The organism is Streptomyces sp. CB01635 (assembly GCF_002803065.1).
Lineage (GTDB): Bacteria > Actinomycetota > Actinomycetes > Streptomycetales > Streptomycetaceae > Streptomyces.
Genome location: NZ_NNBL01000004.1, coordinates 227,169 through 249,323, shown reverse-complemented (window position 1 = coordinate 249,323; position 22,155 = coordinate 227,169). Strand labels below are relative to the sequence as shown.

General features: G+C 70.8%; 18 protein-coding genes. 12 read left to right on the top strand and 6 right to left on the bottom strand.

The window, feature by feature from the left end; all coding sequences use genetic code 11:
- Positions 1 to 80: 80 nt before the first annotated feature.
- Positions 81 to 1,052: an agmatinase gene (gene speB, locus CG723_RS16155; protein ID WP_100594097.1), complete on the bottom strand. Its 972-nt coding sequence runs from the start codon at positions 1,050 to 1,052 to the stop codon at positions 81 to 83.
- A gap of 72 nt (positions 1,053 to 1,124) precedes the next feature.
- The gene (locus tag CG723_RS16150; protein WP_100594096.1) at positions 1,125 to 2,603 is read right to left on the bottom strand and encodes a sodium:solute symporter; all 1,479 of its coding nucleotides are present in this window, start codon (positions 2,601 to 2,603) and stop codon (positions 1,125 to 1,127) included.
- A 178-nt stretch (positions 2,604 to 2,781) separates the two neighbouring features.
- Between CG723_RS16150 and CG723_RS16145 the strand changes: the two genes are divergently transcribed.
- Together CG723_RS16145 and CG723_RS16140 are read left to right on the top strand one after the other, a co-directional pair.
- Positions 2,782 to 4,281 (top strand): PucR family transcriptional regulator, encoded by a 1,500-nt coding sequence (locus CG723_RS16145; RefSeq protein WP_234374332.1) that lies wholly within the window; start codon positions 2,782 to 2,784, stop codon positions 4,279 to 4,281.
- Between the two features lie 62 nt (positions 4,282 to 4,343).
- Entirely contained in the window at positions 4,344 to 5,141 is a 798-nt protein-coding gene (locus tag CG723_RS16140) for a phosphatase (protein ID WP_100594314.1), read from the top strand.
- On the opposite strand, the gene CG723_RS16135 is transcribed toward CG723_RS16140, so the two are convergent.
- The 4 genes from CG723_RS16135 to CG723_RS16120 all read right to left on the bottom strand — a co-directional run bounded on the left by CG723_RS16135 (position 5,125) and on the right by CG723_RS16120 (position 8,997).
- Positions 5,125 to 6,123, bottom strand: a complete 999-nt coding sequence (locus CG723_RS16135) for a cation diffusion facilitator family transporter (protein ID WP_100594313.1) — start codon at positions 6,121 to 6,123, stop codon at positions 5,125 to 5,127. The genes CG723_RS16140 and CG723_RS16135 overlap by 17 nt on opposite strands.
- Positions 6,124 to 6,189: 66 nt before the next feature.
- Positions 6,190 to 7,071, bottom strand: coding sequence for an acyl-CoA thioesterase (locus tag CG723_RS16130; RefSeq protein ID WP_100594094.1), 882 nt, complete (start codon positions 7,069 to 7,071; stop codon positions 6,190 to 6,192).
- Positions 7,072 to 7,107: 36 nt separating this feature from the next.
- Entirely contained in the window at positions 7,108 to 8,265 is a 1,158-nt protein-coding gene (locus tag CG723_RS16125; RefSeq protein ID WP_100594312.1) for an acyl-CoA dehydrogenase family protein, read from the bottom strand.
- Between the two features lie 144 nt (positions 8,266 to 8,409).
- Entirely contained in the window at positions 8,410 to 8,997 is a 588-nt protein-coding gene (locus tag CG723_RS16120; protein ID WP_100594093.1) for an SACE_7040 family transcriptional regulator, read from the bottom strand.
- Positions 8,998 to 9,094: 97 nt separating this feature from the next.
- Here CG723_RS16120 and CG723_RS16115 point away from each other — a divergent pair, with 97 nt between their 5' ends.
- The 10 genes from CG723_RS16115 (at position 9,095) to CG723_RS16070 (ending at position 22,134) form a co-directional block, all read left to right on the top strand.
- Complete coding sequence (locus CG723_RS16115) at positions 9,095 to 10,717, top strand: carboxyl transferase domain-containing protein (protein ID WP_100594092.1); 1,623 nt, start codon at positions 9,095 to 9,097, stop codon at positions 10,715 to 10,717.
- A 19-nt stretch (positions 10,718 to 10,736) separates the two neighbouring features.
- On the top strand, positions 10,737 to 12,674 hold the full coding sequence (locus CG723_RS16110) for an acetyl-CoA carboxylase biotin carboxylase subunit (protein WP_100594311.1): 1,938 nt from the start codon (positions 10,737 to 10,739) through the stop codon (positions 12,672 to 12,674).
- A 71-nt stretch (positions 12,675 to 12,745) separates the two neighbouring features.
- The gene (locus tag CG723_RS16105) at positions 12,746 to 13,693 is read left to right on the top strand and encodes a hydroxymethylglutaryl-CoA lyase (protein WP_100594310.1); all 948 of its coding nucleotides are present in this window, start codon (positions 12,746 to 12,748) and stop codon (positions 13,691 to 13,693) included.
- Positions 13,694 to 13,698: 5 nt separating this feature from the next.
- The gene (locus tag CG723_RS16100) at positions 13,699 to 14,859 is read left to right on the top strand and encodes an acyl-CoA dehydrogenase family protein (protein ID WP_100594091.1); all 1,161 of its coding nucleotides are present in this window, start codon (positions 13,699 to 13,701) and stop codon (positions 14,857 to 14,859) included.
- Positions 14,860 to 14,963: 104 nt separating this feature from the next.
- The gene (locus tag CG723_RS16095; protein WP_100594090.1) at positions 14,964 to 16,007 is read left to right on the top strand and encodes an ABC transporter substrate-binding protein; all 1,044 of its coding nucleotides are present in this window, start codon (positions 14,964 to 14,966) and stop codon (positions 16,005 to 16,007) included.
- 5 nt (positions 16,008 to 16,012) lie between these two features.
- Entirely contained in the window at positions 16,013 to 16,900 is an 888-nt protein-coding gene (locus CG723_RS16090; protein ID WP_100594089.1) for a siderophore-interacting protein, read from the top strand.
- Between the two features lie 153 nt (positions 16,901 to 17,053).
- The gene (desA, locus tag CG723_RS16085) at positions 17,054 to 18,505 is read left to right on the top strand and encodes a lysine decarboxylase DesA (protein ID WP_100594088.1); all 1,452 of its coding nucleotides are present in this window, start codon (positions 17,054 to 17,056) and stop codon (positions 18,503 to 18,505) included.
- Positions 18,489 to 19,769 (top strand): lysine N(6)-hydroxylase/L-ornithine N(5)-oxygenase family protein, encoded by a 1,281-nt coding sequence (locus CG723_RS16080; protein WP_100594087.1) that lies wholly within the window; start codon positions 18,489 to 18,491, stop codon positions 19,767 to 19,769. Before desA ends, CG723_RS16080 begins: the two co-directional genes overlap by 17 nt.
- The gene (locus tag CG723_RS16075; protein WP_100594086.1) at positions 19,766 to 20,326 is read left to right on the top strand and encodes a GNAT family N-acetyltransferase; all 561 of its coding nucleotides are present in this window, start codon (positions 19,766 to 19,768) and stop codon (positions 20,324 to 20,326) included. The genes CG723_RS16080 and CG723_RS16075 overlap by 4 nt, the downstream gene beginning before the upstream one ends.
- Positions 20,323 to 22,134: an IucA/IucC family protein gene (locus CG723_RS16070; RefSeq protein WP_100594085.1), complete on the top strand. Its 1,812-nt coding sequence runs from the start codon at positions 20,323 to 20,325 to the stop codon at positions 22,132 to 22,134. Before CG723_RS16075 ends, CG723_RS16070 begins: the two co-directional genes overlap by 4 nt.
- The last annotated feature ends 21 nt before the right edge of the window (positions 22,135 to 22,155 follow it).

Genomic DNA, 22,155 nt, shown 5'->3' with positions numbered 1-22,155 from the left:
TCGGGTGCGGGCCGGTGGTCGGGGTGTGCCCACCCGTTCCGCCCTGCGGGCCGGTGGGCACACCCCGACCGTCGTCCGTCCTACTGTGCCGCGCGGCTCTGCGCGATCTGACGGGACATGATCGTCGTCAGCTCGTACGCGGTGTGCGAGGCGGCGACGGCCGTGATCTCCGCGTGGTCGTAGGCCGGGGCGACCTCGACGACGTCGGCGGACACGAGGTTGCAGGACGACAGGCCGCGCAGGATCTCCAGGAGCTCACGCGAGGTCATGCCGCCGGCCTCGGGGGTGCCGGTGCCGGGCGCGTGGGCCGGGTCGAGGCAGTCGATGTCGATGGAGATGTAGAGGGGTCGGTTCCCGATGCGCTGGCGCAGCTGGTCGGCGACCTCGTCGGCGCCGCGGCGGTAGATGTCCGCCGAGGTGACGATGCCGAAGCCCATCTTCTCGTCGTCGGTCAGGTCCTGCTTGCCGTAGAGCGGACCGCGCGTGCCGACGTGGGAGAGGGCGGAGGTGTCGAGGATGCCCTCCTCCACCGCCCGGCGGAACGGCGTGCCGTGCGTGTACTCGGCGCCGAAGTACGTGTCCCACGTGTCGAGGTGCGCGTCGAAGTGGAGCAGCGCGACGGGGCCGTGCTTCTTGGCGACCGAGCGAAGGAGCGGCAGCGCGATCGTGTGGTCGCCGCCGAGCGTCATCATGCGGGCGCCGGTGCCGAGGAGGTCGTCGGCCGCGGCCTCGATCGTCTCGACGGCCTCGTTGATGTTGAACGGGTTGGCCGCTATGTCACCGGCGTCCGCGACCTGCGCGAGGGCGAACGGGGAGGCGTCCTGCGCCGGGTTGTAGGGGCGCAGCAGCCGGGACGCCTCGCGGATCGCGTTGCCGCCGAAGCGGGCGCCCGGCCGGTACGAGACGCCCGTGTCGAAGGGCACGCCGACGACGGCCACGTCCGCGGTGCCCACCTCGTCGAGGCGGGGCAGCCGGGCGAAGGTGGCGGGACCGGCGTACCGCGGGACGCGGGAGGAGTCGACCGGACCGCGGGGCGTCTCGTTGCTGCTCATGGGAATTGCCTTCTTTCCTACGCTTCGTGGCGCTGCGTAGCCCTTGACGGGGCTACGCAGCGCTTTGCGACTTTACTGAGTGGCGGTGGCCGGCTCGGCGTCCGTCTCCGCCTCGGCCCCGCGCCCGGCGAGCCGCTCGCGCCAGGCGGCGAGCACCGCGGCGTCGGTCGGCTTGGTGGCGAGGGAGACGATGACGTAGGCGGCGAGGGACAGCAGGAGGCCGTAGTAGACGGGCTCGTTGGCGAGGATTCCGTAGCCCCACATCAGGCCGATGACGGCGAGTCCGCCGACGCAGACGGCGGCGAGGGCGCCGGCCACGGTGCCGCGCTTCCACAGCAGGCCGCCGAGGATCGGCACGAGGAGCCCGGCGACGAGCAGGTTGTAGGCGACGGTCAGCGCCTCGACGACGTTGTTGAGCGCGATGGCGATGCAGATCACCGCGACGCCCATGATCAGGATGAAGAGGCGGTTGCCCTTCACCTCGTCGTGCGCCTCGTCCTTGTCGCTGCCGGAGGGCTTGACGGCGCCCCGCAGCCGCGACCAGATGTCGTTGTTGGCGACGGTCGCACAGGCGATCAGCGCGCCGGACGAGGTCGACATGACGGCGGCGAGCGCGGCGGCGAGCACCAGGCCGCGCACACCGATGGGGAGCTCGTCCTTGACGATGGTCGCGAACGCGGCGTCGGCGCTGGGCAGCTTCGGGTACATGACCTTCGCGGCGGTGCCGATGACGGCGCCGGCGACGGCGTAGACCAGGCAGTAGGTGCCCGCGACGGTGCCGCCGACGCGGGCGACCTTGTCGCTGCGGGCGGTGAACACGCGCTGCCAGATGTCCTGGCCGATCAGCATGCCGAACGTGTAGATCAGCACGTACGTGAAGATCGTCTCGCCGCCGATGCCCAGCGGGTCGAAGTACTCGGTGGGCAGCTTGGCCTTCATCTCGCTGAAGCCGCCGGCCTTGATGACGGCGATCGGCAGCAGCAGGAGCAGCACGCCGATGGTCTTCACCACGAACTGCACCATGTCGGTGAGGGTGATGGACCACATGCCGCCGAGCGTCGAGTACGCGACGACGATCGAGCCGCCGAGGATGATCGCGATGGTGCGGTTCATGTCGAACAGCACGTCGAAGATCGTGGCGTAGGCGATGGTCGAGGTGACGGCGAGCATCAGCGTGTACGCCCACATCACGACGCCGGAGATGAGCCCGGACCGGCCGCCGTAGCGCAGGTCGAGCATCTCGGAGACGGTGTAGACCTTCAGGCGGGCGATGCGCGCCGAGAAGAACACGGACAGCGCCAGCAGGCCGAGGCCGATGGTGAAGACCATCCACGCGCCGGACAGGCCGTACTGGTAGCCGAGGCCCACGCCGCCGATGGTGGAGGCGCCGCCGAGGACGATCGCGGCCATGGTGCCGGAGTACATCATCGGGCCGAGCCTGCGGCCCGCCACGAGGAACTCGCTCTTGGACTTGGCGCGGCGCATGCCCCACCAGCCCATGGCGAGCATGCCGGCGAGATAGACGACGATCACTGTGTAGTCGACGGCCATAGGGCCCTCCTTCGCGCACCTCGGTGGCGTGTCGTGCAGATGGGGGTGGGTGACCGGCCGTGGGGACATCCGCCCGTACCCGAGGCCTGCGGTCGGCACGACCTTAGGTGGCCTGAAAGCAACGCTGAAGTGTACTTTTTATCCACTCTCCCGCGACTGGATGGAGAAAACATCCACCATGCCGGACGCAACCCGGCCGACGGTCGGCCCCTCAGGCCCTCCCGCACCGGCCGTTCCACCCACCCCGCCGGTGCCGCTCACCGCGCTGCTCGCCCGCGAGGACCTGGGCCTGCGCCAGATCGCGGGCCCGCCCGTCGGTCCCGACACGGTGATCCACTGGGCGCACACGTCCGAGATGGCCGACCCGTACCCGTATCTGCTCGGCGGTGAGCTGCTGCTGACCGCCGGGGTGCACGCGACGGAGTCGGCGGGCACGGGGCCCTATTACGACGACTACGTGGCGCGGATCGTCGCGGCGGGCGGGGCGGCGCTCGGCTTCGGCGTCGCGCCGGTGCACGACACGGTGCCGCGCGCCCTGGTCGAGGCCTGCGAGCGGCACGGCCTGCCGCTCCTCGAGGTGCCGCCGCACTCCACGTTCAGCGGGGTGACGCGCGCGGTGTGGCAGCTGATGGCCCAGGCGCGCCACGCGGAACTGCGCCGCGTCAGCGAGGCGCAGCAGGGCCTGGCCACGGCGGCGGCGCGCCCCTACCCGGTGCCCGCGGTGCTGCGGCAGCTGGCGCAGCGCACCGGCGGCTGGGCGGTGCTCACCGCGCCGGACGGCTCGGAGGTCGGCCGGGCGGGCCCCGATCCGACGGCCGAGGTGAGCGCGGCGATGGTCCAGCTGATGCGGATCGTGCGCCCCGGCGAGACGCGCCTCTTCCCCGCGCCCACGTCGGCGGCGGACACGGTGGGCGGCGCGCATCTGGCGGCGTACGCGCTGGGCGGCGGCCAGGGTTACGCGCTGGGGACGGCGGTCGGCCACCGTGACCCCGGCGACCACACGATCGCGGGGGTCGCGGTGGTCCTGCTCTCCCTGCTCACGGGCGAACACCAGACGACGGCCGAGGCGGCGCGCTCGGCCGCCCTGGTCCGGCTCCTGTTCGGCGAGGAGCCGGCCGGCGTCGCGGCGCTGCTCGGCGACGGCAATTGGCGGGTGGTCCACGCCGCGCCGGACGGTCCGTCCCCGCCGCCCGTCTCCCTCGGCACACCCCTGGTCGACACCACCGACTCCCTCGTACGCGCCCTGCTCCCCGCGGACCAGGAGGTCATCGCCCAGGAGGGCTGGGTGATGGGGGTGAGCGGCACGGCTCCCACGGAGGACCTGGCGGCGGCCGACGCGCAGGCGTCCCGCGCCCTGACGCGGGCGAGGGCGACCCATGCCCCGCTCGTCCACCACCACGTGGACGCGCGGGGACTCGCCTCGCTCCTGGACCCCGGGGAGGCGACGGCCCACGCCCGGACGCTCCTCGCCCCGATCTCCCACACGCCCGCGCTGACCGAGACGCTGCGTACCTGGCTTTCCCTGCACGGGAGTTGGGACCGTACGGCCACCGCGCTCGCCGTCCACCGCAACACCGTGCGTCAGCGCATCGCGAAGTGCGCGACGCTCCTGGACACCGACCTGGACGACCCCGATGTGCGCATGGAGCTGTGGTTCGCTCTGCGCCACGCAGAGTGACGCCCGTCCCACCCCCCGGGACATCGGCGCCCGTCACAGCGCCCGACGGCACAATGGGGTGCATGCCGATACCCGGGACCCCCAGCCGCGCCGCGCTCGTCGACCATCTGATCCGGACCCGCATCGCGGGCGACGTGGCCACACCCCGCGACAACAACCTCTCCCACTACCGCAGGCTCGCGAACGGCGACCGCCACTACTGGCTCGGCCTGGAGCTCGGCGACCGCTGGACCGACGAGCAGGACGTCCTCGCGGTGATGGCGGAGCGCTGCGGTGTGAACGACGACCCCGAGTACCGCTTCGGCCAGGACACCATCGACCCGCAGCTCACGGTCGACGCCCTGGAGCGCATGGGCGCCCGGCTGCGCAAGGCGGCGGCCGGCAAGGAGCGCGTCCTGTTCGCGACCGGGCACCCGGGCGGCCTCCTCGACGTGCACCGCGCGACGGCCGCGGCGCTGCGCGCGGCGGGCTGCGAGATCGTCGTGATCCCCGAGGGCCTCTCCACGGACGAGGGCATGGTCTTCCAGTTCGCGGACGTGGCGATGCTGGAGCGCGGTGCGACGCTGTGGCACACGCATTCCCCGGACCCCATGGCGCGGATCCTCGACGGCCTGGAGCGCGAGGAGCGCGCCCTGCCGAACCTGGTCGTCGCCGACCACGGCTGGGCGGGCTGTGCGGGCCAGCGCGGGATCGACTCCATCGGTTACGCGGACTGCAACGACCCGGCGCTGTTCATCGGCGAGGCGGAGGGCACCCTTCAGGTGACGGTGCCGCTCGACGACCACGTCACGAGCCCGCGCCACTACGACCCGATGACGGCGTATCTCCTCGACGCGGCGGGCCTCAGCCCCACGGGTTGAGCCCCTCCTCGCGCCGCTGCGCGAAGCCGGGCGTCGGGTCGAGGTAGACCCGGGTCACGTTCGGGAACCGCTCGCGCAGCCGGCGGGCCGCCTCCTCGCAGGCCCACTCGATCTGCGCGGCGGTGGAGGTGTCCCGCAGGTCGACCTTCGCCGCGACGAGCGCCTCGCGCGGCCCCTGGACGAGGGTGGTCAGTTCGAGTACGGCCTCGATGTGCTCGACGCCTGCGAGGATTTCGCGGATCTCCAGGCGGACCGGCTTGGGCAGCGGGCGCCCGATGAGGAGTTCGGCGTTGGACCGCCCGAGGACCCAGGCGACGTACAGGAGCAGGGCGCCGATGCACAGGGAGGCGATGGCGTCCCAGACGCCGGAGCCGGTGAGCTGACCGCCGAGCAGTCCGCCCGCGGCAAGGACCAGGCCGACGAGGGCGGCCGAGTCCTCCATGACGACGGCCTTGACGGCGGTGTCGGGGGTGCGCTGCAGATACCGGCCCACGGGCGCCCCCATGCGCTCGGCCTCGCCCCGGGCCTGCTTGATGCCCGTACGCAGCGAGAAGCCCTCCAGGAGGAAGGCGAGGGCGAGGACGATGTACGAGATGAGCGGGTTGCCGAGCTCCTCGCCGGCGATCAGGGTGTGGATGCCGTCGTAGATCGAGAAGACGGCGCCGCCGACGAAGGTGGCGACGGCGGCGAGCATGGCCCAGATGTAGCGCTCGGGCCCGTAGCCGAGGGGGTGTTCCTCGTCCGCGGGCTTCTCGCTCCGCTTCAGCGCGGTGAGCAGCAGCACCTCGGTGACCGTGTCGGCGACCGAGTGGGCGGCCTCCGAGAGCATGGCGCTCGACCCGCTGATGACGCCGGCGACGGCCTTGGCGAGGGCGATCCCGAGGTTGGCCGCGGCCGCGACGAGAACGGTGACGACGCTCTCGCCCCCGCCGTTCTCCCCCGTGTCCCCGGCCGTCCCACTCTGCTCAGCGCTCGTACCCATGCAGGTGACGGTATGTCCGATCGCCACGCGCCGCGAACCACGCCGGCCTGATCCGGACGGGAGGCCCTAGCGCGGGACGCGGACGACGCCCTCCTGGATCACGGAGATGGCGAGCTGTCCGTCGCGGGTGTAGATGCGGGCCTGGCCGAGGCCGCGCCCGCCCGAGGCCGACGGCGACTCCTGGTCGTACAGGAGCCATTCGTCCGCGCGGAACGGCCGGTGGAACCACATCGCGTGGTCGAGCGAGGCGCCGACCACGTCGCCCACGGCCCATCCCCCGCGTCCGTGCGCGAGCAGCACGGAGTCCAGGAGCGTCATGTCGGAGACGTACGTGGCGAGGCAGACGTGCAGCAGCGGCTCGTCGATGACGCCGTCGAGCTTGCCGTTCGTACGGAACCAGACCTGCGAGCGCGGCTCCTGCGGGGTCCCGACACTGCCGAACGGCGGCGCGTCCACGTACCGCAGGTCGACGGCCTCGCGCGCTTCGAGGAGCCGCTCGACGACGCCGGGCTCGACGAACGCGTCGGCGTAGCGCGGCAGCATCTCGGCGGCGGTGGGCAGCGTCTCGGGGTCGGGCGCGGACGGCATGGCCGCCTGGTGCTCGAGCCCGTCCTCGTACGTCTGGAAGGACGCCGAGAGATGGAAGATCGGCTGCCCGTGCTGGACGGCGACGACGCGGCGCGTGGTGAAGGAGCGCCCGTCGCGGATCCGGTCGACGGTGTAGACGATGGGCGCGCCCGGGTCACCGGCCACGAGGAAGTACGCGTGCAGCGAGTGGGCGTGCCGGTCGCCGGGGACGGTGCGCCCGGCGGCGACGAGCGCCTGGGCAGCCACCTGTCCGCCGAAGACCCGGGGGACGACGGCGGAGCGGGACTGCCCGCGGAAGATGTCCTGCTCGATCCGCTCCAGGTCGAGCAGATCGAGCAGGGACTCCAGTGCCTGATTCATACAGCCAGTTCTACAGAAGGCGGAGGGACGGGCGGGTTACAGGCCCATGTCCTTCGCGATGATCGTCTTCATGATCTCGCTGGTGCCGCCGTAGATGCGGTTGACGCGGTTGTCCGCGTACAGGCGGGCGATCGGGTACTCGTTCATGAAGCCGTAGCCGCCGTGCAGCTGGAGGCAGCGGTCGATGACGCGGTGCGCGACCTCGGTGCAGAACAGCTTGGCGCTGGCGGCCTCGGCGGGGGTCAGCTCGCCCGCGTCGAGGGCCTCGAGGGCGCGGTCGGCGACGGCCTCGGCGGCGTCCACCTCGGCCTGGCAGGCGGCCAGTTCGAACTTGGTGTTCTGGAAGGACGCGACGGGCTTGCCGAAGACGGCGCGCTCCTGGACGTACTCCTTGGCGAACCGGACGGCGGCCTTGGCCTGCGCGTAGGCGCCGAAAGCGATGCCCCAGCGCTCGGAGGCGAGGTTGTGGCCGAGGTAGTAGAAGCCCTTGTTCTCCTCGCCGAGAAGGTCCTCGACGGGGACCTTCACGTCGACGAACGCCAGCTCGGCGGTGTCGGAGGTCTTCAGGCCGAGCTTGTCGAGCTTGCGGCCTATCGAGTAGCCCTCGGACTTGGTGTCCACCGCGAAGAGGGAGATGCCGTGGCGGCGGTCCTCGGCGGTGGGCGCGTCGGTGCGGGCGCAGACGATCACCTTGTCGGCGTGGACGCCGCCGGTGATGAAGGTCTTGGCGCCGTTGAGGACGTAGTGCGTGCCGTCCTCGGAGAGCTTGGCGGTGGTCTTCATGCCCGCGAGGTCGGAGCCGGTGCCCGGCTCGGTCATCGCGAGGGCCCACATCTCCTCGCCGGAGACGAACTTCGGCAGGAAGCGCTTCTTCTGCTCGTCGGTGGCGAGCATCTTGATGTACGGCAGGCCGAGCAGCACGTGCACGCCGGAGCCGCCGAACTGGACACCCGCGCGCGAGGTCTCCTCGTACATCACGGCCTCGAACTTGTACGAGTCGATGCCGGCGCCGCCGAACTCCTCGGGCACGCGGATACCGAAGACGCCGAGCTCGGCGAGCTTGTAGTAGAAGTCGCGCGGGGCCTGCCCGGCCGCGAACCACTCGTCGTAGACGGGCACGACCTCGGCCTCGATGAAGGCGCGGATGGTGTCCCGGAACGCCTCGTGGTCCTCGTTGTAAACGGTACGGCGCACGACCTGCTCCTTCGGAAACGGCATCACTGCACGACTAAGCGCTTGCTCAGCTTAGGTTACCCGCCAGTTTCTGGAGCGTCCAGAGACGCACGTCACGCCCGGCCCGCCCTCGCGGGCGGACGACGGGAACTTGACGACAGGCGCCTACGCGGCCTCGAATGCCCCGCGCGCCATGCGGTGCAGCAGCCCCGCCGTCGCCTCGCGGCCGGGCAGTCCGCCGGACCTGCCGAGGTGCGGGGTCGAGTTGAGCAGGCCGAAGACGGCGTGCACGGCGGCACGCGCGGGCTGCTCGACCAGGCCCGGATAGACCTCGCGCACCGCCTCGACCCACAGCTCGACGTACTGGCGCTGGAGCTGACGCACCAGCTTGCGGTCGCTGTCGCGCAGGCGGTCCAGCTCACGGTCGTGCAGGGTGATCAGGGGGCGGTCGTCGAGGGCGAAGTCGATGTGGCCCTCGATGAGGGAGTCGAGCAGCGCTTCGGGGTCGCCGCCGTCGGACTCGGCGAGCCGGCGCTTGCCGCCGGTCAGGAGCCGTCCGCTGATGCCGACGAGCAGCTCGGCGAGCATCGCGTCCTTGCCCGCGAAGTGACGGTAGAGCCCGGGGCCGCTGATACCGACCGCGGCGCCTATCTCGTCGACGCCGACTCCGTGGAACCCGCGCTCGGCGAAGAGCCGCGCGGCCTCCTTGAGGATCTGCTCGCGGCGGGTGGGGGCGTCGGTTCTGGTGGCCATGAAGGTAATTCTAGACAGCGACGTTAGCGGTCGTTAACCTGAGGGAAACGCGTTAACGCTCACTAACCGAGCGAGAGCCGATCGAGGGGACTGCGCAATGCAGGAGGCACCGGAGCTGACGAGCGCGGCGGATCCCGCGTCGGAGGCCTGGAAGGCCAACGAGGCGGCGCACGAGGCGCTGGCCGACGAGCTGCGCGGCAAGCTGGCCGCGGCCCGGCTCGGCGGCGGCGAGCGGGCCCGCGCCCGGCACACCGCGCGCGGCAAGCTGCTGCCGCGCGACCGCGTGGACACACTGCTCGACCCGGGCTCCCCGTTCCTGGAGCTGGCGCCGCTGGCGGCCGACGGGATGTACGGGGACCAGGCCCCGGCCGCCGGGGTGATCGCCGGGATCGGGCGGGTCAGCGGTCGCGCGTGCGTGATCGTCGCCAATGACGCGACGGTCAAGGGCGGCACGTACTACCCGATGACGGTGAAGAAGCACCTGCGCGCCCAGGAGGTGGCCCTGGAGAACAGGCTGCCGTGCGTCTACCTGGTCGACTCGGGCGGCGCCTTCCTGCCGATGCAGGACGAGGTCTTCCCCGACCGCGAGCACTTCGGGCGGATCTTCTACAACCAGGCGCGGATGTCGGGCGCCGGCATCCCCCAGATCGCCGCGGTCCTCGGCTCGTGCACGGCGGGCGGGGCGTACGTCCCGGCGATGAGCGACGAGGCCGTGATCGTGCGCAATCAGGGCACGATCTTCCTGGGCGGCCCGCCCCTGGTGAAGGCCGCCACCGGCGAGGTCGTCACGGCCGAGGAGCTGGGCGGCGGCGAGGTGCACTCCCGGATCTCGGGCGTCACGGACCATCTCGCGGAGGACGACGCGCACGCGCTGCGGATCGTGCGGACGATCGTCTCGACGCTCCCGGAGCGCGGCGAGCTGCCGTGGTCGGTCACCCCGGCGATCGAGCCGAAGGTCGACCCGGCGGGGCTGTACGGCGCGGTGCCGGTCGACTCCCGCACCCCGTACGACGTGCGGGAGGTCATCGCGCGCGTGGTGGACGGCTCGCGGTTCGCCGAGTTCAAGGCGGAGTTCGGGCAGACCCTCGTCACCGGCTTCGCCCGCATCCACGGCCACCCGGTCGGGATCGTCGCGAACAACGGCATCCTGTTCTCCGAGTCCGCCCAGAAGGGCGCGCACTTCATCGAGCTGTGCGACCAGCGCGGCATCCCGCTGGTGTTCCTGCAGAACATCTCGGGCTTCATGGTGGGGCGGGACTACGAGGCGGGCGGGATCGCCAAGCACGGCGCCAAGATGGTCACGGCCGTCGCCAGCACCCGCGTGCCGAAGCTGACCGTCGTCGTCGGCGGGTCGTACGGGGCGGGCAACTACTCGATGTGCGGCCGGGCCTACTCGCCGCGCTTCCTGTGGATGTGGCCCAACGCCAAGATCTCCGTCATGGGCGGCGAGCAGGCCGCCTCGGTCCTCGCGACCGTCAAGCGCGACCAGCTGGAGGCGCGCGGCGAGCAGTGGCCCGCCGAGGACGAGGACGCCTTCAAGGCACCGATCCGCGCGCAGTACGAGGAGCAGGGGAACGCCTACTACGCGACGGCCCGGCTCTGGGACGACGGCGTGATCGACCCGCTGGAGACCCGGCAGGTCCTCGGCCTCGCCCTGACCGCCTGTGCCCACGCGCCGCTGCCGGAGAAGTCCGGCGGCTTCGGCGTCTTCCGGATGTGAGGGGAGGGACCCCATGAGCATGTTCGACACCGTTCTTGTGGCCAACCGCGGCGAGATCGCCGTCCGCGTCATCCGTACGCTGCGGGTGCTCGGCATCCGCTCGGTGGCCGTGTACAGCGACGCGGACGCCGACGCCCGCCATGTGCGCGAGGCCGACACGGCGGTCCGCATCGGGCCGCCGCCCGCGGGCGAGAGCTATCTCCGCGTGGACCGGCTCCTCGAAGCGGCGGCGCGCACGGGCGCGCAGGCCGTCCACCCGGGCTACGGATTCCTGGCGGAGAACGCCGCCTTCGCACGGGCCTGCGCCGACGCGGGCCTCGTCTTCATCGGCCCCTCCGCCGACGCGATCTCCCTCATGGGCGACAAGATCCGCGCCAAGGAGACCGTGCAGGCGGCCGGGGTCCCGGTCGTGCCCGGCTCGTCCGGCAGCGGCCTGACCGACGCCCAACTGGCCGACGCGGCACGGGAGATCGGCATGCCCGTACTGCTCAAGCCGTCCGCGGGCGGCGGCGGCAAGGGCATGCGCCTGGTCCGTGACGAGGCGCTGCTCGGCGACGAGATCGCGGCCGCCCGCCGTGAGGCCCGCGCCTCCTTCGGCGACGACACGCTCCTCGTGGAGCGCTGGGTCGACCGCCCCCGGCACATCGAGATCCAGGTCCTGGCCGACGGCCACGGGCACGTGATCCACCTGGGCGAGCGCGAGTGCTCCCTCCAGCGCCGCCACCAGAAGATCATCGAGGAGGCGCCGAGCGTCCTGCTCGACGAGGCGACACGCGCGGCGATGGGCGAGGCAGCGGTGCAGGCGGCCCGCTCGTGCGGGTACCGCGGCGCGGGCACGGTGGAGTTCATCGTGCCGGGCAACGACCCGTCCTCGTACTACTTCATGGAGATGAACACCCGCCTCCAGGTGGAGCACCCGGTCACGGAGCTGATCACGGGCGTCGACCTGGTGGAGTGGCAGCTGCGGGTCGCGGCAGGTGAGCAACTGCCGTACGCGCAGGGCGACATCGAGCTGACCGGGCACGCGGTCGAGGCCCGGATCTGCGCCGAGGACCCTTCGCGCGGCTTCCTGCCGTCGGGCGGCACGGTCGTCTCGCTGCGCGAGCCGCAGGGCGACGGGGTGCGCACCGACTCGGGGCTCAGCGAGGGCACGGAGGTCGGGAGCCTGTACGACCCGATGCTGTCGAAGGTCATCGCGTACGGCCCGGACCGGGCGACCGCCCTGCGCAAGCTGCGCGCCGCCCTCGCGGAGACGGTCACGCTGGGCGTGCCGACGAACGCCGGGTTCCTGCGGCGGCTGCTCGCGCACCCGGCGGTGGTGGCGGGCGAGCTGGACACGGGGCTCGTGGAGCGGGAGGCCGACGGCCTGGTCTCCGGGGAGGTGCCGGTGGAGGTGTACGAGGCGGCGGCCGCGCTACGCGCGGCACGCCTCGCCCCTTCGGGAGACGGCTGGACGGACCCCTTCTCCGTCCCCAGCGGATGGCGCCTGGGAGGCGAACCGGCACCCCTGGACCTCCACCTGCGAGTCGCGGGACTTGAGCCCGTCACTCACCGGGCGCAGGGCACGGGCACGGTCGGCGCCGACAGCGTCACCGTCCACCTCGACGGCCTCACCCACACCTTCCACCGCGCCGGCGACTGGCTGGGCCGGGACGGCGACGCCTGGCACGTGCAGGACTTCGACCCGGTGGCGGCCTCGCTGACCGGCGCCGCGCACTCCGGCGCCGACTCCCTCACCGCCCCGATGCCCGGCACGGTCACCGTCGTCAAGGTGGCCGTGGGGGACGAAGTGGTCGCCGGACAGAGCCTGTTGGTGGTCGAGGCGATGAAGATGGAGCACGTCATCTCCGCCCCGCACGCCGGCACCGTGGCCGAACTGGACGTCACACCGGGCACGACCGTCGCGATGGACCAGATCCTCGCGGTCGTCACACCGCACGAGGAGACGACGGCATGAGCACCCCCGCATCCCCCGCATCCCCCTCATCCCCCACCTCCCCCGCGCCCACCGCGCCCACCGCCCTGCCCATGGTCGTGGCCTCCCAGGATCTGCCCGCGCATGTGCGGATCCACGAGGTCGGCGCGCGGGACGGACTGCAGAACGAGAAGGCGACCGTTCCCACGGAGGTGAAGGCGGAGTTCGTGCACCGCCTCGCGGCCGCGGGCCTGACCACCATCGAGGCCACCAGCTTCGTGCACCCCAAGTGGGTTCCCCAGCTGGCGGACGCGGAAGCTCTGTTCCCGATGCTCCGGAACTTCGAGGGCGCGGCCCGCCCGCACCTGCCCGTCCTGGTGCCGAACGAGCGGGGTCTGGACCGGGCCCTCGCGCTCGGGGCTCGCCGCGTCGCCGTGTTCGCCAGCGCCACGGAGTCGTTCGCCAAGGCCAATCTGAACCGGACGGTGGACGAGGCGCTCGCCATGTTCGAGCCGGTCGTGACCCGCGCCAAGGAGGGCCGGGCGCATGTGCGCGGCTATCTCTCCATGTGCTTCGGGGACCCCTGGGAGGGCGCCGTCCCGGTTCACCAGGTCGTCCGGGTCGCCAAGGCCCTCATGGACATGGGGTGCGACGAGCTGAGTCTCGGCGACACGATCGGCGTCGCGACGCCGGGCCACGTCCAGACGCTCCTGGCCGAGCTCAACGAGGAGGGCGTGCCGACGAACGCGATCGGCGTGCACTTCCACGACACGTACGGCCAGGCCCTGTCCAACACCCTCGCGGCGCTCCAGCACGGAGTGACCACCGTGGACGCCTCCGCAGGCGGCCTCGGCGGCTGCCCGTACGCGAAGAGCGCCACCGGAAATCTCGCCACCGAAGACCTCGTGTGGATGCTTCAGGGCCTCGGTATCGAGACCGGGGTCGACCTCGGCCGTCTCACCGCCACCAGCGCGTGGATGGCCGAACAGCTGGGCCGGCCCAGTCCGTCCCGTACCGTCCGCGCCCTCGTGAAAACGGCACAGCCCCTACAGGAGCAGTGAAAAAGATGGACCACCGCCTGAGCAGCGAGCACGAAGAACTCCGCCGCACCGTCGAGGAGTTCGCGCACGACGTCGTCGCCCCGAAGATCGGCGACTTCTACGAGCGGCACGAGTTCCCGTACGAGATCGTGCGGGAGATGGGCCGCATGGGCCTGTTCGGGCTGCCCTTCCCGGAGGAGTACGGCGGGATGGGAGGCGACTATCTGGCCCTCGGGATCGCCCTTGAGGAACTGGCGCGCGTCGACTCGTCCGTGGCGATCACGCTGGAGGCGGGCGTCTCGCTCGGTGCGATGCCCCTCCATTTGTTCGGGACCGAGGACCAGAAGGCCGAGTGGCTGCCGCGGCTGTGCTCCGGCGAGATCCTCGGCGCGTTCGGCCTGACCGAGCCCGACGGCGGCTCGGACGCGGGCGCGACCCGTACGACGGCGAGGGTCGACGAGGCGACCGGCGAGTGGGTGATCAACGGCACGAAGTGCTTCATCACCAACTCCGGTACGGACATCACCGGTCTGGTCACCGTCACGGCGGTCACCGGCCACTCCCCCGAGGGCAAGCCGCAGATCTCCTCGATCATCGTGCCGTCCGGCACGCCGGGCTTCACGGTCGCGGCGCCGTACTCGAAGGTCGGCTGGAACGCGTCGGACACGCGTGAGCTGCACTTCGACGACGTACGGGTCCCGGCGGCGAACCTGCTCGGCGAACAGGGCCGCGGATTCGCCCAGTTCCTGCGGATCCTGGACGAGGGCCGCATCGCGATCGCCGCGCTGGCGACGGGTCTGGCGCAGGGCTGTGTGGACGAGTCGGTGAAGTACGCCAAGGAGCGGCACGCGTTCGGCCGCAACATCGGCTCGTACCAGGCGATCCAGTTCAAGATCGCCGACATGGAGATGAAGGCGCACACGTCCCGCCTCGCGTGGCGTGACGCGGCGTCGCGACTGGTGAGCGGGGAGCCGTTCAAGAAGGAGGCGGCGCTCGCCAAGCTCTACTCGTCGACGATCGCCGTGGACAACGCGCGCGAGGCGACCCAGGTCCACGGGGGCTACGGCTTCATGAACGAGTACCCGGTGGCCCGCATGTGGCGCGACTCGAAGATCCTCGAGATCGGCGAGGGCACGAGCGAGGTACAGCGGATGCTGATCGCGCGGGAGCTGGGCCTGACGGGCTGAATCGGCGACTACGAGGGGGCCCTCTGGACAACGGCTTAGGTTAGGTTAACCTAAGCCAGAATCCGGCCAGCGGCCCTCCGTTCGTCACGAAAGCAGCCACTGTCATGCCCCATGCCCGTCTCACCTCCCCTTCCCGTCGCGGCATCCTCGCCGCGGGCGGCGCCCTCGGCCTCGGAGCCGCGCTCGCCGCCTGCGGCAGCGATTCCAAGGACAGCGGCTCGGGCGCCAAGTCGGGCAGCGCCAAATCCGGCCCCTGGTCCTTCAAGGACGACCGCGGCACGACGGCGAAGAGCGACAAGATCCCGGCGAACATCGTCGCGTTCACCGGTGTCGCCGCCGCCCTGTTCGACTACGGCATCGAGGTCAAGGGCGTCTTCGGCCCGACGACGACCAAGGGCGGCAAGGCCGACGTGCAGGCCGGCGACATGGACGTCAGCAAGCTGACGGTCATCGGCAACACCTGGGGCGAGTTCAAGATCGAGAAGTACGCGGCGCTCTCCCCCGACCTGCTCGTCTCGACGATGTTCGACGAGAAGGGCACCCTCTGGTACGTCCCCGAGGAGTCCGCGGACAAGATCCTGAAGCTCGCCCCGAGTGTCGGCATCTCCGTCTACGACCGGCAGATGACCCAGCCGCTGGCGCGCCTGCTCGAGCTCGCCGGGTCGCTCGGCGCGGACGTGAAGGCCGAGAAGACCGTCAAGGCGAAGAAGCGTTTCGAGGACGCGGCCGCCCGCCTGCGCAAGGCCGCCAAAGCCCGCCCCGAGATCCGGGTGCTCGTCGGCTCCGCGAGCCAGGACATCTTCTACGTCTCCGGCTCCAACCTCTCCGCCGACCTGGAGTACTTCAAGTCGCTCGGCGTGAACATCGTGGAGCCCACGGAGAAGGCGAAGAAGGCCAGCGGCGGCTGGTTCGAGAACCTCAGCTGGGAGAACATCGACGCCCACCCGGCGGACATCATCATGATGGACAACCGGACGTCGGCCATCCAGCCCGCCGACCTCGACAAGGCCACCTGGAAGAAGCTGCCCGCCGTCAGGGCCGGCCAGGTCATCCCGCGCGTCACCGAGCCCATCTACTCGTACGCCAAGTGCGCCCCGATCCTCGAGGACCTCGCCGTGGCCATCGAGAAGGCGAAGAAGGTCGGCTGACACCGATGACGACGACCGAGTCCCCCGCGATCGCACCCTTCCGATTCTTCGACCTCCAGGTAGCGCGGACGCGGCGGCTCGGTCCGTCGCTGCAGCGCGTCACGTTCACGGGGCCCGACCTCGTGGACTTCCACGCCGGAGGCCGCGACCAGAGCCTGTCGCTGTTCCTGCCGCAGCCGGGCCAGGAGGCCCCGGTCCTGCCGGCCGCCGAGCCGGGTGACGACGGCCGCGCCTGGCACGCCGCGTACCGGGCGCTCCCGGACGACGTGCGCGCCGTGATGCGTTCCTACACGGTCAGCGGGCAGCGCCGCGCGCCCGGTGAACCCGGCGAGATCGACATCGACTTCGTGCTCCACCACGACGGCCCCGGCGGCGCGGGTCCCGCCTGCGTCTGGGCCGAGGCGGCGAAGCCCGGTGACCGCGTGACGGTCCTCGGCCCGGCTGTCGCCGACAACACGGCCGTACGCTGCCGCCCCCAGGAGGGCGCCGACCACGTCCTGATGTGGGGCGACGAGACCGCCCTGCCCGCCGCCCTCGGCATCCTCGCCTGGCTGCCTCCGGGGTTGCGCGCGCACGTCTGGCTCGAGGTCCCGCACCGCGAGGACATCCCGGCCGTCGAGACCGCGGGCGACGTCACCCTCACCTGGCTCGTGGGTGACGAGAAAGCGCCGTCCGCGCTGGAGGCGATCCGCGCAGCCGAGCTGCCGGACGCGTCGAGTCCGTACGCCTGGCTCGCGGGCGAGTCCGGAACGATGAAGGAGCTGCGCCGCCACCTCGTGCGCGAACGCGCCTACGACAAGCGGTCGGTGACGTTCGTCGGCTACTGGCGCAAGGGGCTCAGCGAGGACGGACTGCGCGTCGCCGAGGCTCAGGAGGCGGCCGCCGAGGGCTGACCGGCAGCAGGTTCCGGCCACTGAAGAGGGGCGGGGTCGCAAGCGCAACTTAGGTTAGGCTAACCTAAGTCACGTGCTGGGACCTCGCCCCTCTTCCCATGCCGCCCGTCTTCCCGCTCACCCGCATTCCTGCCCCCACCCGGAGGACCGTCCATGCGCTCGCACCTGCTCAACGACACGACCGCGGAGCACTACCGCCGTTCCGTGACCGAGGGAATCGAGCGGGTGGCGGCCAAACTCGCCACCACCGACCGGCCGTTCACCGGAGTCACGGTCGACGAGCTCTCGCCCCGGATCGACGCCGTCGACCTGGACACGCCCCTCCTCGACACGACCGCCGCCCTGGACGAGCTCGAAGAGGTCTACCTCCGCGACGCGGTCTACTTCCACCACCCGCGCTACCTCGCCCACCTCAACTGCCCGGTCGTCATCCCGGCCGTGGTCGGCGAGGCCGTCCTCTCCGCGGTCAACTCCTCCCTCGACACCTGGGACCAGTCCGCCGGCGGCACCCTCATCGAGCGCAAGCTCATCGACTGGACCACGAGCCGCATCGGCCTCGGCCCCGCCGCCGACGGCGTCTTCACCTCCGGCGGCTCCCAGTCCAACCTCCAGGCGCTGCTCCTCGCCCGCGACGAGACCAAGTCCGAGAACGCCGAACACCCCACGAAAATGCGGGTGTTCGCCTCCGAGGTCAGCCACTTCAGCGTCAAGAAGTCCGCCACGCTCCTCGGCCTCGGCCCCGACGCCGTGGTCACCATCCCCGTGGACCGCGACAAGCGGATGCAGACCGTCGCCCTCGCGCGTGAGCTGGAGCGCTGCCGCGAGGAGGGCCTCGTGCCCATGGCGGTCGTCGCCACCGCCGGGACCACCGACTTCGGCTCCATCGACCCGCTCCCCGAGATCGCCGAGCTCTGCGCCCAGCACGGCACCTGGATGCACGTCGACGCCGCGTACGGCTGCGGGCTCCTCGCCTCCGTCCAGAACCGGCACCTCCTCGACGGCATCGAGCGCGCCGACTCCGTCACCGTCGACTACCACAAGTCGTTCTTCCAGCCCGTGAGTTCGAGTGCCGTCCTGGTCCGGGACGCGGCCACCCTGCGGCACGCCACGTACCACGCCGACTACCTCAACCCGCGCCGCATGGTCACCGAGCGCATCCCCAACCAGGTCGACAAGTCCCTCCAGACGACTCGTCGCTTCGACGCGCTCAAGCTGTGGATGACGCTGCGTGTGATGGGTGCCGACGGTGTCGGGCAGCTCTTCGACGAGGTGTGCGATCTGGCGGGCAAGGCCTGGGAGCTGCTCGCCGCAGACCCCCGGTTCGACGTCGTCGTCGAGCCGCAGCTGTCCACCCTCGTCTTCCGCCACATCCCGGCCGGCGTCACCGACCCCGCCGAGATCGACCGCGCCAACCTGTACGCCCGCAAGGCCCTGTTCGCCTCCGGCGACGCCATCGTGGCGGGCACCAAGGTGGGCGGCCGCCACTACCTGAAGTTCACCCTGCTCAACCCCGAGACCACCGTCGACGACATCGTCGCGGTCCTCGATCTGATCGCCGGCCACGCCGAGCAGTACCTGGGAGAGAACCTTGTCGAAGCTTCCTGAGTCCCGTGATCCCCTCGACTTCATCGGGATCGGCCTCGGCCCCTTCAACCTCGGCCTGGCCGCCCTCACCGAGCCGATAGCCGAACTGAACGGTGTCTTCCTGGAGTCCAAGCCGGACTTCGAATGGCACTCGGGGATGTTCCTCGAAGGCGCCCACCTCCAGACCCCGTTCATGTCGGACCTGGTCACGCTCGCCGACCCGACCTCCCCGTACTCCTTCCTGAACTACCTCAAGGAATCGGGGCGGCTGTACTCCTTCTACATCCGCGAGAACTTCTATCCCCTGCGGACCGAGTACAACGACTACTGCCGCTGGGCCGCCGCGAAACTCACCAGCATCCGCTTCGGCACGACCGTCACGCAGGTCTCGTACGACGAGGCCGCCGAGGTGTACGTCGTCAGCACCGAGGGCGGCGAGACGTACCGCGCGCCGCGCCTCGTCCTCGGCACCGGCACCCCGCCGCACATCCCCGAGCCCGTCCGGGGCCTCGGCGGCGACGCGATCCACAACTCCCGCTATCTGCACCACAAGCAGGAGCTCCAGCAGAAGGACTCGATCACCCTCGTCGGCAGCGGCCAGTCCGCCGCGGAGATCTACTACGACCTCCTCAGCGAGATCGACGTCCACGGCTACCGCCTCAACTGGGTAACCCGCTCCCCGCGCTTCTTCCCCCTCGAATACACGAAGCTGACGCTGGAGATGACCTCCCCCGAGTACGTGGACTACTTCCACGCGCTGCCCGAGGAGACCCGCTACCGCCTGGAGACCCAGCAGAAGAACCTCTTCAAGGGCATCGACGGCGACCTCATCAACGAGATCTTCGACCTGCTCTACCAGAAGAACCTGGCCGGGCCCGTCCCCACCAGACTGCTCACCAACTCGTCTCTCCAGAATGCGAGTTATGAGAACGGCACGTACACGCTCGGCCTGCGCCAGGAAGAGCAGGGCAAGGACTTCGAGCTGCGCACCGACGGCCTGATCCTGGCCACGGGCTACAAGTACGAGACGCCCGCCTTCCTGGAGCCGGTCCGCGACCGGCTCAACTGGGACAGCCGGGGCCGCTTCGACCTCGCCCGCAACTACTCCGTCGACACCACGGGCCGTGGCGTGTTCGTCCAGAACGCCGGCGTGCACACGCACTCGATCACCTCGCCCGACCTGGGGATGGGCGCGTACCGCAACGCGTACATCATCCGTGAGCTGCTCGGCACCGAGTACTACCCCGTAGAGAAGACCATCGCGTTCCAGGAGTTCGCCGCATGAGCACCCCCACCGGCTCCCCCACCGGCACCTTCAGTATCCGCCCCCTCGACCCCGTCGCGGAGGCCGAGCTGCTGCACCGCTGGGTCACCGACCCCAAGGCCGCGTTCTGGCTGATGCAGGACGCGAAACTGCAGGACGTGGAGCGCGAGTACATGGCGATAGCCGCCGCCGAGCACCACGACGCGTTCATAGGCCTCCATGACGGCGAGCCCGCCTTCCTCATGGAGCGCTACGACCCGGCGCACGTCGAACTCGTCGGGCTGTACGAGCCCGAGCCCGGCGACGTCGGCATGCACTTCCTGACGGCGCCCAGCGACGTCCGTATCCCCGGCTTCACCCGCGCCGTGATCACCACGGTGATGGAGTTCCTGTTCGCCGACCCGGCGGCCCGGCGTGTCGTCGTCGAGCCCGACGTGCGCAACAAGGCCGTGCACGCCCTGAACGAGGCCGTCGGCTTCGTCCCCGACCGCGTCATCCAGAAGCCGGAGAAGCAGGCGCTGCTCAGCTTCTGCGCACGCGAGCAGTTCCTCGCCGCCACGGGGGTGGCCGCCGTATGACGCTCTCCGACGCCGTCACCCACCTCTCCCCCGAGCGCTGGGCCGAGGCCAACCGCCTCCTCATCCGCAAGGCACTCGCCGAGTTCACCCACGAGCGCCTCCTCACCCCCGAGCCCCTCGGCGACGACCTTCCCCAAGCTCTCGGCTCCGCTCGAGCAGGGGAGGCCCCATTCGCCGTGCGCTCCGACGACGGCGCGACCGAGTACCGCTTCACCGCCCGCCGCCTGCGCCTCGACCACTGGCAGGTGTCCGCGGACTCCATCTCGCGCCACCGCGAAGGCTCCGAACTCCCGCTCAGCGCCCTGGAGTTCTTCATCGAGCTGAAGACCTCGCTCGGCCTGAGCGACGCGATCCTGCCGGTCTACCTGGAGGAGATCTCCTCCACCCTCTCCGGCACCTGCTACAAGCTCGCCAAAACCCCCGTCACCGCGGCCTCCCTCGCCCGCGACGGCTCCTTCCAGGAGATCGAGACGGGCATGACCGAGGGCCACCCCTGCTTCGTCGCCAACAACGGCCGGCTCGGCTTCGGCGTCCACGAGTACCTCTCGTACGCTCCGGAGACCGCGAGCCCGATCCGGCTGATCTGGCTGGCGGCGACGCGGGAGCGGGCCGCGTTCACGGCCGGTGTCGGGCTCGACTACGAGTCCCACCTGCGCGCCGAGCTCGGGGAGGAGACCCTGGCTCGGTTCGCCGCCACGCTCACCGCCCAGGGACTGGACCCGGACGACTACCTGCTCATCCCCGTCCACCCCTGGCAGTGGTGGAACAAGCTGTCGGTCACCTTCGCGGCCGAGGTCGCCCAGCGCCGCCTGGTGCTCCTGGGCGAGGGCGACGACGAGTACCTCGCCCAGCAGTCGATCCGCACGTTCTTCAACACCTCGCACCCGGACCGCCACTACGTCAAGACGGCGCTGTCCGTCATCAACATGGGCTTCATGCGCGGCCTTTCGGCCTCGTACATGGAGGCCACGCCCGCCATCAACGACTGGCTCGCGCAGCTCATCGAGAACGACGAGGTCCTCAAGGCGACCGGCCTGACGATCATCCGCGAGCGCGCCGCCGTCGGCTACCGGCACCTGGAGTACGAGGCCGCGACCGACCGCTACTCCCCGTACCGCAAAATGCTCGCCGCCCTGTGGCGCGAGTCGCCCGTCGCGTCCCTGGCCGAGGGCGAGCGCCTGGCCACGATGGCGTCGCTGCTCCATGTCGACGCCGGCGGCCGCTCGTTCGCCGCGGCCCTCGTCGAGCGCTCGGGCCTGACGCCCGCCGAGTGGCTGCGCCCGTACCTGCGGTCGTACCTCACGCCGCTGCTGCACAGCTTCTACGCGTACGACCTCGTGTACATGCCGCACGGCGAGAACGTCATCCTCGTGCTCGGCGAGGACGGCACGGTCCAGCGGGCGATCTTCAAGGACATCGCCGAGGAGATCGCGGTCATGGACCCCGACGCGGTCCTCCCGCCGGGCGTCGAACGCCTCCGGGTCGAGGTCCCCGACGACCAGAAACTGCTGTCCATCTTCACGGACGTCTTCGACTGCTTCTTCCGTTTCCTCGCGGCGAACCTGGTCACGGAGGGCGTACTCGACGAGGACACGTTCTGGCAGGCAGTCGCCGACTGCGTCCGCGACTACCAGGAGTCGGCGCCCCAACTGGCCGACAGATTCCGGCAGTACGACATGTTCGCCCCGGAGTTCACGCTGTCCTGCCTCAACCGGCTCCAGCTGCGCAACAACGAGCAGATGGTGGACCTCGCGGACCCGGCGGGGGCCCTTCAGCTGATCGGGACACTGCCGAACCCGATCGCGTAGACGTGAGTGGGGCTCCGGAGA

Excerpts from the sequence above, each read along its gene's own strand:
- CG723_RS16110 (WP_100594311.1), top strand. The coding sequence starts at position 10,737 with ATGTTCGACACCGTTCTTGTGGCCAACCGCGGCGAGATCGCCGTCCGC.
- CG723_RS16105 (WP_100594310.1), top strand. The coding sequence starts at position 12,746 with ATGGTCGTGGCCTCCCAGGATCTGCCCGCGCATGTGCGGATCCACGAG.
- CG723_RS16070 (WP_100594085.1), top strand. The coding sequence starts at position 20,323 with ATGACGCTCTCCGACGCCGTCACCCACCTCTCCCCCGAGCGCTGGGCC.
- CG723_RS16100 (WP_100594091.1), top strand. The coding sequence starts at position 13,699 with ATGGACCACCGCCTGAGCAGCGAGCACGAAGAACTCCGCCGCACCGTC.
- CG723_RS16120 (WP_100594093.1), bottom strand. The coding sequence starts at position 8,997 with ATGGCCACCAGAACCGACGCCCCCACCCGCCGCGAGCAGATCCTCAAG.
- CG723_RS16135 (WP_100594313.1), bottom strand. The coding sequence starts at position 6,123 with ATGGGTACGAGCGCTGAGCAGAGTGGGACGGCCGGGGACACGGGGGAG.
- desA (WP_100594088.1), top strand. The coding sequence starts at position 17,054 with ATGCGCTCGCACCTGCTCAACGACACGACCGCGGAGCACTACCGCCGT.
- speB (WP_100594097.1), bottom strand. The coding sequence starts at position 1,052 with ATGAGCAGCAACGAGACGCCCCGCGGTCCGGTCGACTCCTCCCGCGTC.
- CG723_RS16075 (WP_100594086.1), top strand. The coding sequence starts at position 19,766 with ATGAGCACCCCCACCGGCTCCCCCACCGGCACCTTCAGTATCCGCCCC.
- CG723_RS16140 (WP_100594314.1), top strand. The coding sequence starts at position 4,344 with ATGCCGATACCCGGGACCCCCAGCCGCGCCGCGCTCGTCGACCATCTG.
- CG723_RS16150 (WP_100594096.1), bottom strand. The coding sequence starts at position 2,603 with ATGGCCGTCGACTACACAGTGATCGTCGTCTATCTCGCCGGCATGCTC.
- CG723_RS16115 (WP_100594092.1), top strand. The coding sequence starts at position 9,095 with ATGCAGGAGGCACCGGAGCTGACGAGCGCGGCGGATCCCGCGTCGGAG.
- CG723_RS16095 (WP_100594090.1), top strand. The coding sequence starts at position 14,964 with ATGCCCCATGCCCGTCTCACCTCCCCTTCCCGTCGCGGCATCCTCGCC.
- CG723_RS16130 (WP_100594094.1), bottom strand. The coding sequence starts at position 7,071 with ATGAATCAGGCACTGGAGTCCCTGCTCGATCTGCTCGACCTGGAGCGG.
- CG723_RS16090 (WP_100594089.1), top strand. The coding sequence starts at position 16,013 with ATGACGACGACCGAGTCCCCCGCGATCGCACCCTTCCGATTCTTCGAC.
- CG723_RS16145 (WP_234374332.1), top strand. The coding sequence starts at position 2,782 with ATGCCGGACGCAACCCGGCCGACGGTCGGCCCCTCAGGCCCTCCCGCA.